Source organism: Actinoplanes rectilineatus (assembly GCF_000962825.1).
Classification (GTDB): domain Bacteria; phylum Actinomycetota; class Actinomycetes; order Mycobacteriales; family Micromonosporaceae; genus Actinoplanes; species Actinoplanes rectilineatus.
On sequence record NZ_JZKF01000049.1, the window covers coordinates 25,341 to 40,043 of the forward strand.

The following is a 14,703-nucleotide window of genomic DNA, read 5'->3' on the forward strand; positions in this document are numbered from 1 at the left end:
GGAGCTTCGCACGATCGACAGCCCCGGGGAAGGCGCACGGGGGTGCTCATGAGAACGAACCGGCCATGGCGTGGGATCGCGGTGCTTCTCGCGGCGGCGTACACGATGGGGATCCTGATCGCCGGGGAGCCGGCGGCGGCGCACCCGCTCAGCGCCACCGCGATCCTGCTCGATGTCGCCCCGGACCGGGTGACCGGAAGTGTGCAGTTGCCGGTCGACCGGCTGGCGGCCGCGCTCGGCCGGCCGCTCACCGCGGCCTCGGTCACACAGCCCGCGGAACTCGGCGAACTACGCGGATATCTGCGGGAGCACAGCGCGGCGGCGGGCACCGACGGCACGCCCTGGCAGCTGGAGATCAGCGGCGGCCGGGTGGAACGGGTCGACGACGTCGACCACCTGATCTGTGACCTGGTGCTGACACCGCCCGGCGGTGCGGTCGGCGACTTCACCCTCACCTGGACGGCGATCCTGCACCGGCTGGCCGTGCATCAGGTCTTCGTCGGGCTGCGGCCGGCCGGCGATGGCGAGCACGCGGTGGCCGGCACGCTGACCTGGCAGCGGCAGACGCTGACCGTCCCGGCGGCCGGCGTGGTCGCGCCGCAGACCGGGTTCCTCGCGGCGATGCGGCTCGGCATCGAACACATCGCCGAGGGCGCCGACCACCTGCTCTTCCTCATCATGCTGCTGCTGCCCGCACCGCTGCTGGCCCGCACCGGCCGGTGGGTGCGCGCCGGCGATCCGCGGCGGAGCTGGCTGCGGGTGGTGCATGTGGTCACGGCGTTCGCCGCCGGCCACTCGATCACGCTGGCGCTGGCTTCCCTGGGCTACGTGTCGCTGCCGGTCCGGCTGGTGGAGAGCGTGATCGCGCTGTCCGTGCTGGTCTCCGGGGTGCACGCGATCCGGCCCCTGGTCCGCGGCGGCGAGGCGTGGATCGCCGCCGGATTCGGGCTGATGCACGGGCTGGCGTTCGCCGCGCTGGTCGCCGACCTCGGGCTCGGCCGGGAGTCGCTGGTGACGGATCTGCTCGGCTTCAACCTGGGCATCGAACTGACCCAGCTGATCGTGGTCGCCCTGCTGATGCCGTCGTTCCTGGCGCTGGACCGCACCCGGCTCTACCCGGGGTTCCGGATCGTGGTCGCCGGGACCGGGATCGTGCTGGCCGCGGCCTGGTTCGCCGAACGGACCACGATGATCGGCGGCAATCCGCTGGAACCGGTCACCGACCACCTGGTCGAACACCCGTTCCTGACCGCCGCGGCGATCGCCCTGGTGGCGGTGGTGGCGCGGTCGGTGCCCTCGTGGAACCGGGACGCCGCCGGGCATACTGACGGCCGTGTCGATCATGATCGTGCAGAACTCGCCGGGTAGCGGTCCCGGACGTCTCCTGGACTGGCTCGGCGACCGGGAACCGCGGGTCGTCCACGGACCGGACGTGCCCACCGGGCCCGGCGGCCATCAGGCGGTGGTGCTGCTCGGCGGCGGGTTCCTGCCGGACGACGACGGGCACGCACCGTGGCTGCCGGCCGAACGGGACCTGGTCCGGGCCTGCGTCGACGCCGGCGTGCCGCTGCTCGGGATCTGTCTCGGCGCGCAACTGCTTGCCGTCTCGACAGGCGGTGCGGTCACCGCGGATCACGGCGAGCCGGAGCGCGGGTCGTGCGAGATCACGCTGCGGCCGGAGGCGGCCGGTGACCCGCTGTTCGCCGGGCTCGGACCGGCCGTACCGGTGATCCAGAACCACCGGGACCAGGTGACCGCGCTGCCACCGGGGGCGGTGCTGCTCGCGTCGAGTGCGGCCTGCCCGGTTCAGGCGTTCCGGGTCGGCGAGCTTGCCTGGGGACTCCAGTTCCACCCCGAGGTCGGCGCGGACCGGCTGTCCACCTGGGACGAGGCGGCCCTGTCCGCGGACGGGCTCGACCTGGGCGCGCTGCGGGCCGCAGCCGAGCGCGCCGAGGCCGCGGCGACCGCTGCCGCGTACAAAATGGTCAGGGCCTTCGCGGACCTGGCCGGACGCTGACCTCGGACCGGTCGCCGGCCGGGGCCACGATCGCCGGCCGTCGGCCGGGGCCGCGGTCGCCGGCCGTCAGCCGGAGTCGCGGTCGCCGGTAGTCAGCCGCGGTCGCCGGCCGTCAGTCGGAGTCGCGGTCGGTGGTGAAGGTCTTGGCCAGCACGGCGGCGATCGCCACGCCGACGACGGCGATGCCCACCTGCACGCCGACCACAGCCCAGTCGAAGGTCCGGCCGGTCACCGTGAACAGGTTGTCGCTGTGCAGCTCCCAGCGGTCGGCGGCCCACGTGCCGGCCACCGCGGCGCCCATGCCGATCAGCACGGTCGGGATGATGCCGATGCTCTGCCGCCCGGGCAGCACGATCCGGGCGACGACTCCGATGATCGTCCCGAACACGATCGCCGTCAGGTAGTCCTGCAGGTCCACAACGTCCTCCCCGGTATGTCGAACTCCGCCCATGCCCATAGTGACCATCGGGTCAAACGCCGCGCCTTGCGCCGACCGATAGGGTGATCGGTGGCACTAACTGTCAGCGAGGTGCCCCGGCGGCAGCTCGCCGCCGGGGAGAATCGGGAAGCCGGTGTGAGTCCGGCACGGAGCCCGCCGCGGTGACCGGGGAGCTGCCGCCCACGCGCTCCGGCGCAGCCACTGGCCACCATGGCTGGGAAGGCGGGCGGTGAGGTGACGATCCGGAAGTCCGAAGACCGGCCTCGCGTGGGATCCAGCGGGAGCTGCTTTGTCTGATCTGTATGGTGTCATCCATTCCCGGCGGGACGTTCGGGCCGAGTTCACCGGTGGGGACATCGCTCCGGGCGTACTCGAGAAGGTCCTGAACGCAGCCCACGCCGCACCCAGCGTGGGCATGTCGCAGCCCTGGGATTTCATCCTGATCCGTGATCGCGCCCTTCGGGAGACCTTCCATGCTCATGTACGCGACGAGCGCGCCGTCTTCGCAGCAGGGCTGACCGGCGCGGAGGCCGAACGGTTCGCCCGCATCAAGATCGACGGCGTGCTGGAGTCGACGCTGTCGGTGGTGGTCACCTACGACCCGTCGCGCGGCGGTCCCGCGGTGCTGGGCCGGCATGCGATCGCCGACGCCGGGCTCTACTCGGTCTGCCTGGCGATCCAGAACCTGTGGCTGGCGGCGACCGCGGAGGACCTCGGCGTCGGGTGGGTCTCGTTCTACCGGGAACCGTTCGTCGCCGATCTGCTGAACATCCCGCCGGGGATCCGCCCGGTGGCGTGGCTGTGCCTGGGACCGGTCTCCCACCTGCAGGAGGTCCCCGACCTGGAACGCCACGGCTGGCGGTCCCGCGCACCCCTGGTGGACGCCCTGCACCACGACCGCTGGTAACTCACGGCGCCGGCGGCCGGGCCTTCTGCGGGTGGTGCGCCTCGTGGCGGGCCAGCATCGCGACGAACTCGGCGATCTTCCGGGTACGCGTCTCGGGACGTTTGACCGAGCCGAGGCGGTGGATCAGCGCGTAACGGTTCGTCTTGGTGAGCACGTCGAACATGGCCTGCGCGGCCGGCTCGGCGGCGATGGCGGCCAGCAGGTCGGCGGGCACCTCCGCCTCCGAGGAGGGGGCGTAGGCGGCCGCCCACCGGCCGTCCGCCTTCGCCGCCTCCACCGCGGCCCGGCCGGCGGGCTGCATCAGGCCCGCCTCCTCCAGCCGGGCGACGTGTTCCACGTTGCGCCGCGACCAGATGCTGCGGGCCCGGCGCGGGGTGTACCGGATCCAGGACATCGCCTCGTCGCCCTTGCGGGCCTGGCCGTCGATCCACCCGAAGCACAGGCCCTCGTCGACGGCCTGCTGCCAGGTGAGCGCGGTGACCGTGCCGCCCTTGCGGGTCAGCGCAAGCCAGACCCCCTCGGACGTGCTGTGGTTCCCGGTCAGCCACGCCCGCAGTGCGCCGGCGTCCGCGACGATCAGCTCGTCCAGTTCCGCTTTCCCCATGTAGGCAGGCTAGACACCATTGAGGTCAGGTTCTGTCCGGATCCGGACGTGGTGGCGCTGCGGGTGTTCCCGACACGTTTCGTGATCAGCGTCCGCGTGGTGACTCGGGGCTCTGTGCACGGCCGCAATCACCACGCCCCGCCGCGACCGTGGTGACTTCGGGCGCCCAGCGCGCCATAAATCACCACACCCCACGACCAGCGTGGCGACTTGTGGCGCCCAGCGCGGCTGAAATCACCACGGTCCAACACCAGCGTGGTGACTTCGGGCGCCCAGCGCGCCTGAAGTCACCACGCGGGCGGGCTTCGGCGCCCTGAGCACGAAACGTGTCCGGCCGGCCGCGGCGGCACTCTCGCCCGTGCACACCGGCTTGGGCGGCCGGCCCGGGAGGGACGGGTCAGGAGCCGAGCACGTAGATCTGGTCGGCGGGCGGGGCGACGATGTCGCTGAACGTCGCCCCGAAGTCGCTGAACACCACGGCGTCGCCGTCCTTGCCGGTGATCTGCAGCGGGAGCGGCTCGCCGGTGGTGGCGATCCACAGCACGGTGCCGGTGTCGCCGGCGTCCTTCAGGCCGATCGCCGGCTTGCCGTCGATCTCCTTCTGCTCGCCCTTGGTGAGGGTGCCGTCCGGGGCGAGGAACTCGTCGACGGTGCCGATCGTGAAGATCTGCGCGAAGGCCTCGCCGCCCGCGCCGCCGGCCGAGATCCACCGGCCGTTGATCGACTGGGCCATCAGCTTGCCCTGCTCGGCGCCGGCCGCCATGGCCAGGAACTCCTCGTTGGGGCGCAGGAACTTGCCCTCGCCGGCGGCGATCAGCTCCACCTTGACCTTGTCGAAGGACATGACGGCGCTGAAGTCGGCGCCGCTGACCTTGAGGTCGACGTCGGTGTCCTGGCCCTGCAGGTTGGTGCGGCCCTTGGCCTGGAACGACTTGGCGGATGCGAGCGCCGCCTTGGCCTTGGCCAGGATCGCGTCGGCCTCGAGCGCCGCCACACCGTTGTCGGTGGCCGCGGCCGCCGGGGAGGAGGCGGCCGGGGAGGGGGAAGCGGTGGAGCCCGACTGGCAGCCGGTGAGGGCCAGGGTCAGAGCGGTCACGGCGGCGGTGGTGCGCATGCGAAGCACGGTGTCTCGTCCATCCCCTAGTTGATCTATGTCCGGGACTCTACCGTTGCGACTTGTTCTAGTAGAATGCAAACATGTTGTTCCGGGTGGACGTGGCCGCGACCGAGCCGCTGGCCGACCAGATCGCCGCGCAGGTGCGCGGCGCCCTGATGCGGGGAGAGCTGTCACCGGGCGAGCGGCTGCCGGCCGCCCGCGAGCTGGCCGACCTGCTCGACGTCAATCTGCACACCGTGCTGCGTGCCTACGGGCGGTTGCGCGACGAGGAGCTGATCGAGCTACGCCGGGGTCGCGGGGCGGTGATCCGCGGAGATGCGGACGCGGCCCGGCTGCGCCTGGTCGAGCTGGCCCGGCACTTCGTCCGCGAGGCGCACCGACAGGGATTGGGGGAGGACGAAATGGTGGCGATCATGAGAGAGGCGTGGACATGAGGCGACGGTGGGCGGCGACAGCCCTGGCCGGGACACCGGCCGTGATCATCCCGATCACCTGGTGGTTCTGGGCCGGCGACCTGCCGGACCCGATCGCGACACACTGGAACGCGACCGGCGCCGCGGACCGGTTCAGTGCGACACCCCGGTTCGCCGCGCTGCTGGTGGCGATCACCGTCGCCGCCGTGATCACCGCGATCGTGATGGTGGCGCGCACACCCCGCGGGCAGCGGCACGGCTACGCCACCGGGGTCACGCTGGCCACCGCCGGGGCGGTCACCGGCAGCGCCGCCGGCATGTGGGTCGCCACCGCGACCGCGGCCCTGGCGAACCCGGCCGACACCCGGCTGGGCTGGCGCATCCTGTTCTTCCTCGGCGGCCTGGCCTGGGGACTCGTGCCCCGCTGGGCGGCCGGCCCGGCCACCCCGTCGGCCGCGGAGATCCCGTCCGGGGTGGACCCGCTCGACCTCGGGCCGAGCGAGCGGGCCGCCTATGCGACGAGTCTGCGGGCGCCCCTGCTCACCGGGCTGCCGGCGGCGGGCGGGGCGGTGGCTCTGCTGCTCGCTCTGACCGGGCAGCGCCCGATGTGGTTGCTCGTCGCGGTGGTGGCCGTCGTGCTGGTCCTCTTCGGTCGGCTCCGGCTGACCGTGGACCGACGTGGGTTGCGCCTGGTCGCGGGACTTCTCGGCGTACCCCTGAAGGTCGTTGCTCTTTCGAAGATCGCCGCGGTCGAGGTCATGGAGATCAACCCGGCGGCGTGGGGCGGCTGGGGTTACCGGATCCTCCCGGGCAGTTCGGCCATGGTCCTGCGCCGCGGCCCCGGACTGGTACTGCACCTGCACGGCGGTCGCCGGTTCGCGGTCACCGTGGACCGTCCGGAGATCCCCGCCGCCCTGCTCAGTGCCCTGGTGCAGCGCGTCGGAGCGTGACCCCGGCGGGCCGAAAGCCGACAGCCCCGGCAGCGATCCACTCCTACCATGCGAGTCATGGTCGTCGCCTCGGCGGTACTCACGGGCGCGGGTGTCTCCCGGGGACACCCCGCCGGGCTGCCGTTGGGCGACGAGTTCCACGCGGCGATGCTGACCGGATGCGCCGAGGCCGCCGCGGCGCTCACCGGCGAGCCGATGGCCGACGAACCGGACATCGACGGGCGGCGCAATGTCCTGGGCTGCATCGAGGACTGCGTGGAACACGGCACGGTCGCCGGGGTCCTCGACCTGATGCGGGTTCGCCTGCCGTCCGAGGAGCACCTCCTCTGCGCGTTGCTCGCCGCACGCGGCGTTCTGCAGATCACGCTCAACTTCGACAACGGCATCGAGCTCGGGTACGCGCTGCTCACCGGACAGACCCCGCTGCCCCCGGACGCGCCGGAGCCGTACCACCGGGCGCTCGCCGCATGGCGGGCGGAGATGCCGCCCTCGCCTCCACTACGGGTGGTGTCGGCGCCCGGCAGGCTGGACCTCGACCATCGGCCGTTGCTGGTGAAGCTACGCGGCTCGGTGGACGCGGACGCCGACGCGATGGTGGTGCCGTTACGGCCCACGATGGAGGACCTCGAAGGTGTCCTCCTCGACACGGACCGGCGGCGGGCGCTGTGCGCGGCAGTGGACAGCGGTCACCTGCTGGTGGTCGGGCACTCGGGCCGGGACCTGGACGTCTTCGAGACACTGGTGCCCCTGCTGCGGCCGGGCCGCTTCGACTGGGTGGCCGCCGCACTGACCGACCGGGTCGCCGCCCGGCTCGCCGCGGTCGATCCGTCCCAGCCCCGCCCCGGCCGGGCGGTCGACGTGCTGCGCGCCCAACTCGGTGCGCTGCCGGCCTGGCCCGCCCGCCCACTGGGCGATCCCGACTTCGGAACACGTTTCGCAGCCTGGTGGCGGCAGGTGCCCCCGGTGGCGGCGGCCGAGGCGTACGGCTGGCTGCTCTCCGACGCCGGACGGCACACCGAGGCGGCGACGGTACTCCGGGCGGTCTCCCGGCAACCGGGCCTGTCACCGTCGGCGACGGCCCGGATCCGGGTACGGCTCGCCGACGCCCTGGCCCGCAGCGGCGCCCCGGCGGACACGGCCGAGGCACTGCGCCTCTGGTCGGGCGCCGCCACCGGCCGCGGAGCGCGGACTGCACTCCGCGCGTACGCCATGATCCGCCGCACCGAAGCACGCACCGCGACCGGCCACCCGCCCCTGCTGGCCCTGCCCGCGGCGGCAGCCGCCCTGCTCCTCGCGCAGCCCACCCGCGCCCGCCGCCGGGCAACCGTCCGTGTGCTGATCGGTATCGGTCGCATCGCTCTCACCCACGCCGAAACCCGCCGATCACTGACGGCCGCCGCCGTCGCCCGGGCAGCCCTGGCGAGCGCCGTCCGGGGCGCCCGGCGGGCCGGCACCGCCCACCGCCAGTCCGACCTGGAGCTGCTGCGGCTGCGCACCCGCATCGTGCGCGCCCTGCTGCGCGGCACTGCCCCGCCCCCGGTGACCGCGAGTCTCGACGCGGTGGATCGCGCCTACCGCCATCGGGGCGACCACGACGGCCGGCGCGAGGTCGACGTGGTGCGCGCCCTACTGGCCGCGGCCTCGTCTCGGTGACAACCGGTCACCCATCCGGCTCAACAGCTCCGGTAACCGCATCCGCCCGGCCGAGCGCGCCCTACAGTTTCGGACGTTGCCTCCAGTAGTAGCCGGTTCCCTGGGAAGCGCGACCACACATGGCCATCGAGGACATCGGCCCACGCCTGGGCCACGCGCTCATCACCCTCGGGGACTGGACCGGCGCCGAAGAGGTGATCCGGCGGCTTCCGGCCGGCGACGCCGGTACTGCTCTGCTGCGGTCGGAGCTGGCGTTCGTCCGCGGCGACTTCGAGGGTGCCCGGGACGCGGCACGGGCTGCTCTGGAGGACCCGGGCGTGGACCGGGTGCGTGCCCTGCACCGGGTCGCCGACATCGAGCTCTACCTGGGGGACTTCGCCGAAGCCCGGCGCCGGGCGGAGCAGGCGCGTGAGGCCGCGGCCGGTGCCGCCGTCCCGATCGCGCTGCTGTGCGCACTGCTGGGTGCGGCCGCCTACTTCAGCGACGACCTGGACGGTGCCGAGGCGACCTACCGTGAGGGCCTCGAGCTGCTCGCCGCGCTGCCCGACGATGAGCGGGACGTGCTGGTCGAGATGGTCCTCAAGGGCAACCTCGCCAACGTGGCGCTGACCCGGGGGGACGTGACCGGTGCCGCCGCACTGCACGCGGAGGTGCTGAAGAAACGGCGTGAGGTCGCCGACGCCCGGGGAGCGCTGCACAGCATGCACGGCCTGGCGCTGTGCCGGTTGCGGGCCGGTGACCTGCCCGCCGCCCGGGAACTGCTGGAGCAGACCGATCAACTCGCCGCCGGTCTGGGCGAGACCCTCGAACGGGCCAAGGTGGCGCAGACCCGCGGATTGATCGCCTTGGAGGAAGGCGACAACGAACGGGCCTACGAGCTGATCCGGGGAGCACTCGGTTCCTTCGAGACCTCCCGGTGCCTCTACGACATCACCCATGCGCAGGTGGCCCTCAGCCGGGCCGCGGCCGCGACGGGCCGGGAACGGGAAGCCGTCGAGCTGGCGGCGGCGGCCCGGGCCACCACGGCGACGCGCGGGTTCGATCTGCTGCGGCGTCTCCACCCGGAGGTCGTGTTCTCGGTCGCCGACCGGGTCGCGGGTGCCCTCACCGCCTACGCGTGCGGGGACGCGCTCGGCCTGCCGTACGAGACGTATCCTCCGGAGGGGCCGTCCGGGGCGACCGCCGAGCAGATCGAGACGGTGCACGCCCGGGACGGCTGGGACCTGGGCTCCACCTCGGACGACACCGCCCTGACCCTGCTCGTCGCGCGCCACCTCGTCGACACCGGCGGGGAGGGTTCCGCGGAGACCTTCCTTGACCTGCTCGGTGAGCACGCACCGGACATCCGCGGTCTCGGCCCGTCGACCACCGAGGCGGTCCGGCTGTTCGCGGAGACCGGCAGGATCGGGCAGGACCGCGCCGGGAACACCAACGGCGCGGCGATGCGGGCGTTCCCGGCCGGGTGGGCCGTCGGCATCGGCGACCGGGAACGCCGGCAACGGCTGGTCATCGAGTTGAGCCGCCCGACGCACCGGGCGCCGGACGCGGTCGTCGCGGCGTGCGTTCTCGCCGAGTGCGCCGCGTGGGCTGTCGAAGGCGCGTCCCGCGCTCTCCTGCTCGAGGTCGCCGCCGAGGCCGCCGCGCAGGCGACCGTGACCTTGGCGGCCACGCCGTCGGTCATGACGGCGATCAACGAGGTGATCACGGGTGTCTGGGCTGTTCCCGATCACGGGCCGAGCATGGAACCCGGCGAAACCGTCGGGGCCGTGCTGCACAGCGTGCACACCGCACCGTCGCTGCGGGCCGGACTGCTCACCGCGATCGGCCTGGGCGGCGATGCGGACACCGTCGCCGCGATGACCGGCGGGCTGCTCGGCGCGGGCTTCTCCCGCGAGGAGGTTCTCAGCCGGTTGCCGTACGCGAACCGGTTGCGCCTGCCGAGCGCCGAGGAGACCCGTCGGCTCGCGGACCGGCTGGTAGCGCTGCGGAACGCGCGTCTCGGCTCCTGGAATCCGTAACGGAGCGGAGACCGGGGTCAGAGTGTGACCGTGCCGGTCAACGCGTCGCCCAGATCGGAGCGCCGGTAGAGCACGGATCGCCCGGACCGGGCGCGTTCGACGAGGCGGGAGCCGAGCAGCACCGCCAGGTGGTCGCCGACCGCGCCGACCGACATGCCGAGCGCCTGGGCGAGTTGGCTGGTGCTGGCCGGTTCGCTGAGGGTGGCCAGCACCAGCGCCCGGGACCGTCCGAGCAGGGCGGCGAGATGGTCCGGGGCGTCCGGGCTGCCGTGTTCGAGCAGGGTGCCGACGCCGCGGGCCGGGTAGACGATCGCTTTCGGCCAGGGTTCGTCGGCGAACACCCCGACGCCGGGCCAGGTGAAGACGGACGGCACCAGCAGCAGACCGGATCCGCCGAGCGCGATCGTGGTGCGGCCGTCGCCGGGCAGGTCGATGCCGCCGTCGCGCCAGCGCACGCCGGGGTGCAGGCCGGCCAGGGCGGCGGCCCAGCCGGACGAGCCGAGCAGCCCCGACCGGTACACCACGTCGCGTTCGCACAGGTGGCGCAGCCGCGGCCAGTCGTCGGCGAGGAGTTCCGTCCAGGCGGCGGCGAACAGGGCGGCGATCCGGTCGAGGACGTCCGGGGCGCGCAGTGTCTCCCGGTCCGTGTCGCTCGCGTCGGGGCGCCGCAGCAGGTAGTACTCGATCTCCGCGCGGACCACGTCCGGTGGTGAGGTGCGCAGGGCGGCCAGGTCGTCCTCGATGGTCTGGCCGAACCGGGTGGGCGGTGGCACCAGGAAGGTCGCGCCGGAGCGGGGCAGGTTCAGGGTGAGGACGGCCCGCATGACCGGGTCGGCGTGCAGCGGCGCGAACCGGGGGCGCAGCCGGGCCAGCCAGGTCTCCGGCACGCCGCGCCGCCCCGGGCCGGCGAGCGCCCGGATCAGGTGTTCCAACTCGAGCACCGGCGAGAAGGCGAACCGGGTGTGCAGCAGGTCTTCGGTGCCGACCTCGAATCGGGTCACGACCTGACCTTACGTCCGTGGACGAAACAGTCGGCCGCCGGCGGGACCTGCCCCATGCTCGGTCCATGCTCGTCACCTACCGTGAGGTCTTTGCGGAGCGGTCCTTCCGCACCCTGTTCGCGGCTCAGTCCCTCGCGGTCGGCGCCATCTCGCTGCAGATCTTCGCGCTCTCCGTCCTGGTCTACACCACCACCGGATCACCGCTGCTCAGCGCGGTCGCGTTCGGTGCCGGGTTCCTGCCGCAGTTCGCCGGCGGCCTGCTGCTCGGCGCGCTCACCGACCGGCTGCCTCCGCGGCCGCTGATCGTCGCCGGCTACAGCGTGGAGGTGCTGCTCACCGCCGTGCTGGCGCTCGCCGACCTGCCCGTCGGCGTCAGCCTCGCCCTGGTCGCGCTGGTCGCCTGCGGCACCCCGGTGTTCGCCGGCGCGGCCGCCCGGGTGATCGCCGACCGGTTGACCGGTGACGCGTACGTGCTGGGCCGCTCGGTGTCCACCATGTCGTCGTCCGCCGCGCAGCTGCTCGGCCTGGCCGGGGGCGGGGTCGCCGTGGCCGCGATCGGCCCGCGATCCGCGCTGCTGGTGGCGTCCGGCTGCCATCTGCTCGCCGCGGTCACGGTCCGGTTCGGCCTGCCGGCCATCGCCCCCGCGGTGGTCAGGGCCGGTCGCGGCGGCGCCGTCCGGGACAGTCTTTCCGGGGTACGCGCACTGCTCGGCGACCGTGTCCTGCGGCGGCTGCTACTCGCCCAGTGGCTGCCGCTGTGTTTCGTGGTCGGGGCGGAGGCGCTGCTCGTCGCGTACGCCGCATCCCGTGGCTTCTCCCCGGGTGCGGGTGCCGTCCTGATGGGTGCGCCCGCCGCCGGCATGCTGCTCGGCAACTTCGCCGTCGGCCGGTTCCTGCGCCCCGACCAGCGGGAACGTCACACCGGCACACTCCTGCTGCTGCTCGGCACGCCGCTGGTGGTGCTGGCCGTGGCGCCCCCGCTGCCGGTGGTGGCCGTCCTGCTCGTGGTCTCCGGAATCGGCCTCGCCTTCACCCTGGGGTTGCAGCGCCGCTTCCTCGAGGCGGCACCGGAGGACCGCCGCGGTCAGGTGTTCGCCCTGCTCTCCACCGGGGTGATGGTCTTCCAGGGACTCGGGCCGCTGGCCCTGGGCGCCCTGGCCGAGGTGACCACCCCGGCCACCGCCATCGCCACCGCCGGGCTGGCCGTCCTGCTGGTCGTCGCCGTGCTGCGGCTGCGGCGGGTGTGACGGCCGTCCCGCCGTCCATGGGGACGTGGGGGCCGCCGCGCCCCGGATGCCGGTGGCCGGCCGGGACGACACCCGGCAGGCACGGGCAGCGCTGATCACCCACGACCATGTGGCCTGGCGGCATGCCACAACACTCGCCGTTGATCACCATTGGACAGAAAGTGATCAACGTCCATACTCGGGAGCGTGTCCCCTGCTCCTGTGCCACCCGATCCGTCGCAGATCGCCGACACCATCATCACGTGGTCCGGATTCATCCTGGCCGGGTTCAGCTTCCTGATCACGGTGATCACCGCGATCCTGGTACTCGCCGGAGTCTTCGGCCTGCGCGAGATCCGCGGCATCCGCAGGTCCGGCGAGAAGGTCTCCCAGGAGGTCGTCACCATCCTCACCGACGCGACCACCCTGCTCGCCCGGCTGCAGGACGAGGTCGCCGGGATCGACCAGCGGATGAACGCCCTGGTCGAGGTCTCCTATCTGTTCAACCAGGGTGAGGTGGCCTACCGCGACGGCGAGTACGCCAAGGCCATCGGTTATCTGGGCCAGGCCGCGAACCTGGACCCGCGCAACGCCCGGGTCCTCTACCGGCTGGGGCGGTCGCTGACCAACATGGGCGACGAGGTCGCCGCAGCCCAGCGGTTCCGGGAGATGCAGGACCTCGGCGCCCGGACCGGCGACGCGGAACGCGGGCTGGCGCTCGTGCACCGCTACAGCGATCCGGGCGGCGCCCTGCGGTACGCCCAGAAGGCGGTCGAGGTGGCCCCGGACAACCACAGCAACCACAACTGTCTGGGCCTGATCCTGCGCGACGGCGGTGACATCGACGGGGCCTTCGCGGCCCACGAGACCGCGGCGACGCTGAGCAGCGAATCGGCGGTGACCCCGTTCTACCTGGCGCTGCTGCGGGCGCGACGGCGGGCGACGCAGCGGGCGGTCGACGAGAGCCGTACGGCTGTCGACCGGGTCGGCAAGCAACGCCAGCTCAGCCCGGTCAAGTCGATGTGGGCGGAGCTGATCCTCTGGGCACACCGCGTGCTGGTCGCGGACTACGACACGGCCGACGGCCATGCCGCGACGCTCGCCCAGATCTGCACGTCGCGGCGGCGCGCCCGGGAGATCGGTGGGCATATGGACTTCCTGCTGCGGGCTCTGGAGCGGGAGTCGATGCTGGACCGCTACCTGCGACCGATCGAGCAGCACTGGCCGCCACGCCCGGGCGAATAGCCCCGGCGATTCGGTAGTGCCGGATCTTCCCGGGCAATAGGCTTCCGCCGTGTTCGCAGCAGGCAACCCGGCACGGGCCGGTTCCGGTGTCTACCTGGCGGAGCAGACGTCGCCACCCCGCAGTCTCGTCGTCGGTGGCCGGCGGCTCACCCGCTTCATGGACGAGATCTACCTGGACCGTCCCTGCGAGAAGCTGAGTCCCAAGAAGATCCAGGTGCTGAACGCGGCCCGCCGCCCGCTGCTCGACCGGGCGGACGTCGCCCAGGTCAACGCCAGCGTGCGCGAGGCCCTCGCCGGTGGCGTGCGGGCGTCCGGTGCGACCAGCGTCCTGGAGTGGGGCTGCGGCTTTCACACCATGCGCGAGCTGTTCCCCGGCGTGTCGTACGCGGGAGTGGACATCGACCCCGATGTCGTGCGGGTGGCCCGCGCCGAGGCCGCCGGTGTGCCGTTCCACCAGGCCGACCAGGACCTGGCTGCACTCCCCGATGCGAGTTTCGACGCCATCGTCAGCGCGTTCGTCTTCCATTTCCGGCTGCCCCGGCTGCATCTCGCCACCATCCACCGGGTGCTGCGCCCGGAGGGGTTTCTGCTGGCCAACGTCTATCGGCGGTCGGCACGGTCACGGCGTGAGCTCGTCGACGAGCTGCATCGTGCGGGGCTGCGGGTGGAACGGGCGCCCGACCAGGCCCGGCTCTGCGCCGACCACGAGTTCTGGTGCCTCAGACGTGCCGATTCCCCGGATCCGGGGCGGGCCGCGGCGGCCCTGCAGTGGGTACGGGGTGCGGATCGGCCGTGACAATGCGACCCTGGGCCGATGCAGCGCTCTCCTCTCGTCACCGGCATCGCCGCGGTGATCCTGCTGGTGGCGGCCTTCGTCGCGTTGCTGGGCCTGGGTTCCGCCCTGGGCCTGATCGACATCACCTTCGGCCTGCCGGACAGGCTGACGTACACGCCCTGCGCCGTGTTGCAGCCGCTGCCCGAGACGGTCACCGCCTGCCCGCCGGCGGCGGGGGCGCTGTCCGCCGACGGCGCCCGTGCGGCATGATGTTCGTCATGAACACGAACGGAAAGGGCGGCCTCCGCCCGGCTCGATGAGCCTCCCGCGGCGTGAGC

15 protein-coding genes and 1 riboswitch are annotated in these 14,703 nt (G+C 72.8%); of the genes, 11 read left to right on the forward strand and 4 right to left on the reverse strand.

Annotated elements, in window-relative coordinates; translation table 11 throughout:
• Positions 1 to 48: 48 nt before the first annotated feature.
• A complete protein-coding gene (locus WH85_RS30030; protein ID WP_083449365.1) occupies positions 49 to 1,368 on the forward strand; it encodes a HupE/UreJ family protein in 1,320 nt (439 codons plus the stop codon).
• Positions 1,343 to 2,017, forward strand: coding sequence for a type 1 glutamine amidotransferase (locus WH85_RS30035; RefSeq protein ID WP_045745403.1), 675 nt, complete (start codon positions 1,343 to 1,345; stop codon positions 2,015 to 2,017). Before WH85_RS30030 ends, WH85_RS30035 begins: the two co-directional genes overlap by 26 nt.
• A 112-nt stretch (positions 2,018 to 2,129) precedes the next feature.
• Here WH85_RS30035 and WH85_RS30040 read toward each other — a convergent pair whose 3' ends face one another.
• Entirely contained in the window at positions 2,130 to 2,435 is a 306-nt protein-coding gene (locus WH85_RS30040; RefSeq protein WP_052720902.1) for a GlsB/YeaQ/YmgE family stress response membrane protein, read from the reverse strand.
• A gap of 95 nt (positions 2,436 to 2,530) precedes the next feature.
• Positions 2,531 to 2,734: riboswitch (cobalamin riboswitch) on the forward strand.
• Positions 2,735 to 2,745: 11 nt separating this feature from the next.
• Between WH85_RS30040 and bluB the strand changes: the two genes are divergently transcribed.
• A complete protein-coding gene (gene bluB, locus WH85_RS30045) occupies positions 2,746 to 3,363 on the forward strand; it encodes a 5,6-dimethylbenzimidazole synthase (RefSeq protein ID WP_045745405.1) in 618 nt (205 codons plus the stop codon).
• Position 3,364: 1 nt separating this feature from the next.
• On the opposite strand, the gene WH85_RS30050 is transcribed toward bluB, so the two are convergent.
• On the reverse strand, positions 3,365 to 3,967 hold the full coding sequence (locus WH85_RS30050) for a YdeI/OmpD-associated family protein (protein ID WP_045745406.1): 603 nt from the start codon (positions 3,965 to 3,967) through the stop codon (positions 3,365 to 3,367).
• Positions 3,968 to 4,364: 397 nt separating this feature from the next.
• Entirely contained in the window at positions 4,365 to 5,081 is a 717-nt protein-coding gene (locus tag WH85_RS30055; RefSeq protein ID WP_045745407.1) for a hypothetical protein, read from the reverse strand.
• An 83-nt stretch (positions 5,082 to 5,164) separates the two neighbouring features.
• Between WH85_RS30055 and WH85_RS30060 the strand changes: the two genes are divergently transcribed.
• From WH85_RS30060 to WH85_RS47525, 4 genes are all read left to right on the forward strand, one after another.
• Complete coding sequence (locus WH85_RS30060) at positions 5,165 to 5,518, forward strand: GntR family transcriptional regulator (RefSeq protein ID WP_045745408.1); 354 nt, start codon at positions 5,165 to 5,167, stop codon at positions 5,516 to 5,518.
• Positions 5,515 to 6,447 carry a DUF1648 domain-containing protein gene (locus tag WH85_RS30065; RefSeq protein ID WP_045745409.1) on the forward strand — a complete coding sequence of 311 codons (933 nt, stop codon included), beginning with the start codon at positions 5,515 to 5,517 and terminating at the stop codon, positions 6,445 to 6,447. The genes WH85_RS30060 and WH85_RS30065 overlap by 4 nt, the downstream gene beginning before the upstream one ends.
• 57 nt (positions 6,448 to 6,504) lie before the next feature.
• Positions 6,505 to 8,100: a hypothetical protein gene (locus WH85_RS30070; protein ID WP_045745410.1), complete on the forward strand. Its 1,596-nt coding sequence runs from the start codon at positions 6,505 to 6,507 to the stop codon at positions 8,098 to 8,100.
• 119 nt (positions 8,101 to 8,219) lie between these two features.
• The gene (locus WH85_RS47525; protein ID WP_052720903.1) at positions 8,220 to 10,118 is read left to right on the forward strand and encodes an ADP-ribosylglycohydrolase family protein; all 1,899 of its coding nucleotides are present in this window, start codon (positions 8,220 to 8,222) and stop codon (positions 10,116 to 10,118) included.
• A gap of 17 nt (positions 10,119 to 10,135) precedes the next feature.
• On the opposite strand, the gene WH85_RS30080 is transcribed toward WH85_RS47525, so the two are convergent.
• Positions 10,136 to 11,119, reverse strand: coding sequence for an ArsR/SmtB family transcription factor (locus tag WH85_RS30080; RefSeq protein ID WP_045745411.1), 984 nt, complete (start codon positions 11,117 to 11,119; stop codon positions 10,136 to 10,138).
• A gap of 65 nt (positions 11,120 to 11,184) precedes the next feature.
• Between WH85_RS30080 and WH85_RS30085 the strand changes: the two genes are divergently transcribed.
• From WH85_RS30085 to WH85_RS30100, 4 genes are all read left to right on the forward strand, one after another.
• Positions 11,185 to 12,366, forward strand: coding sequence for an MFS transporter (locus WH85_RS30085; RefSeq protein WP_045745412.1), 1,182 nt, complete (start codon positions 11,185 to 11,187; stop codon positions 12,364 to 12,366).
• A gap of 186 nt (positions 12,367 to 12,552) precedes the next feature.
• Entirely contained in the window at positions 12,553 to 13,590 is a 1,038-nt protein-coding gene (locus WH85_RS30090) for a tetratricopeptide repeat protein (RefSeq protein ID WP_157411295.1), read from the forward strand.
• A 49-nt stretch (positions 13,591 to 13,639) separates the two neighbouring features.
• Positions 13,640 to 14,386 carry a class I SAM-dependent methyltransferase gene (locus WH85_RS30095; protein WP_045745414.1) on the forward strand — a complete coding sequence of 249 codons (747 nt, stop codon included), beginning with the start codon at positions 13,640 to 13,642 and terminating at the stop codon, positions 14,384 to 14,386.
• A gap of 18 nt (positions 14,387 to 14,404) precedes the next feature.
• Positions 14,405 to 14,635, forward strand: coding sequence for a hypothetical protein (locus tag WH85_RS30100; RefSeq protein ID WP_045745415.1), 231 nt, complete (start codon positions 14,405 to 14,407; stop codon positions 14,633 to 14,635).
• The last annotated feature ends 68 nt before the right edge of the window (positions 14,636 to 14,703 follow it).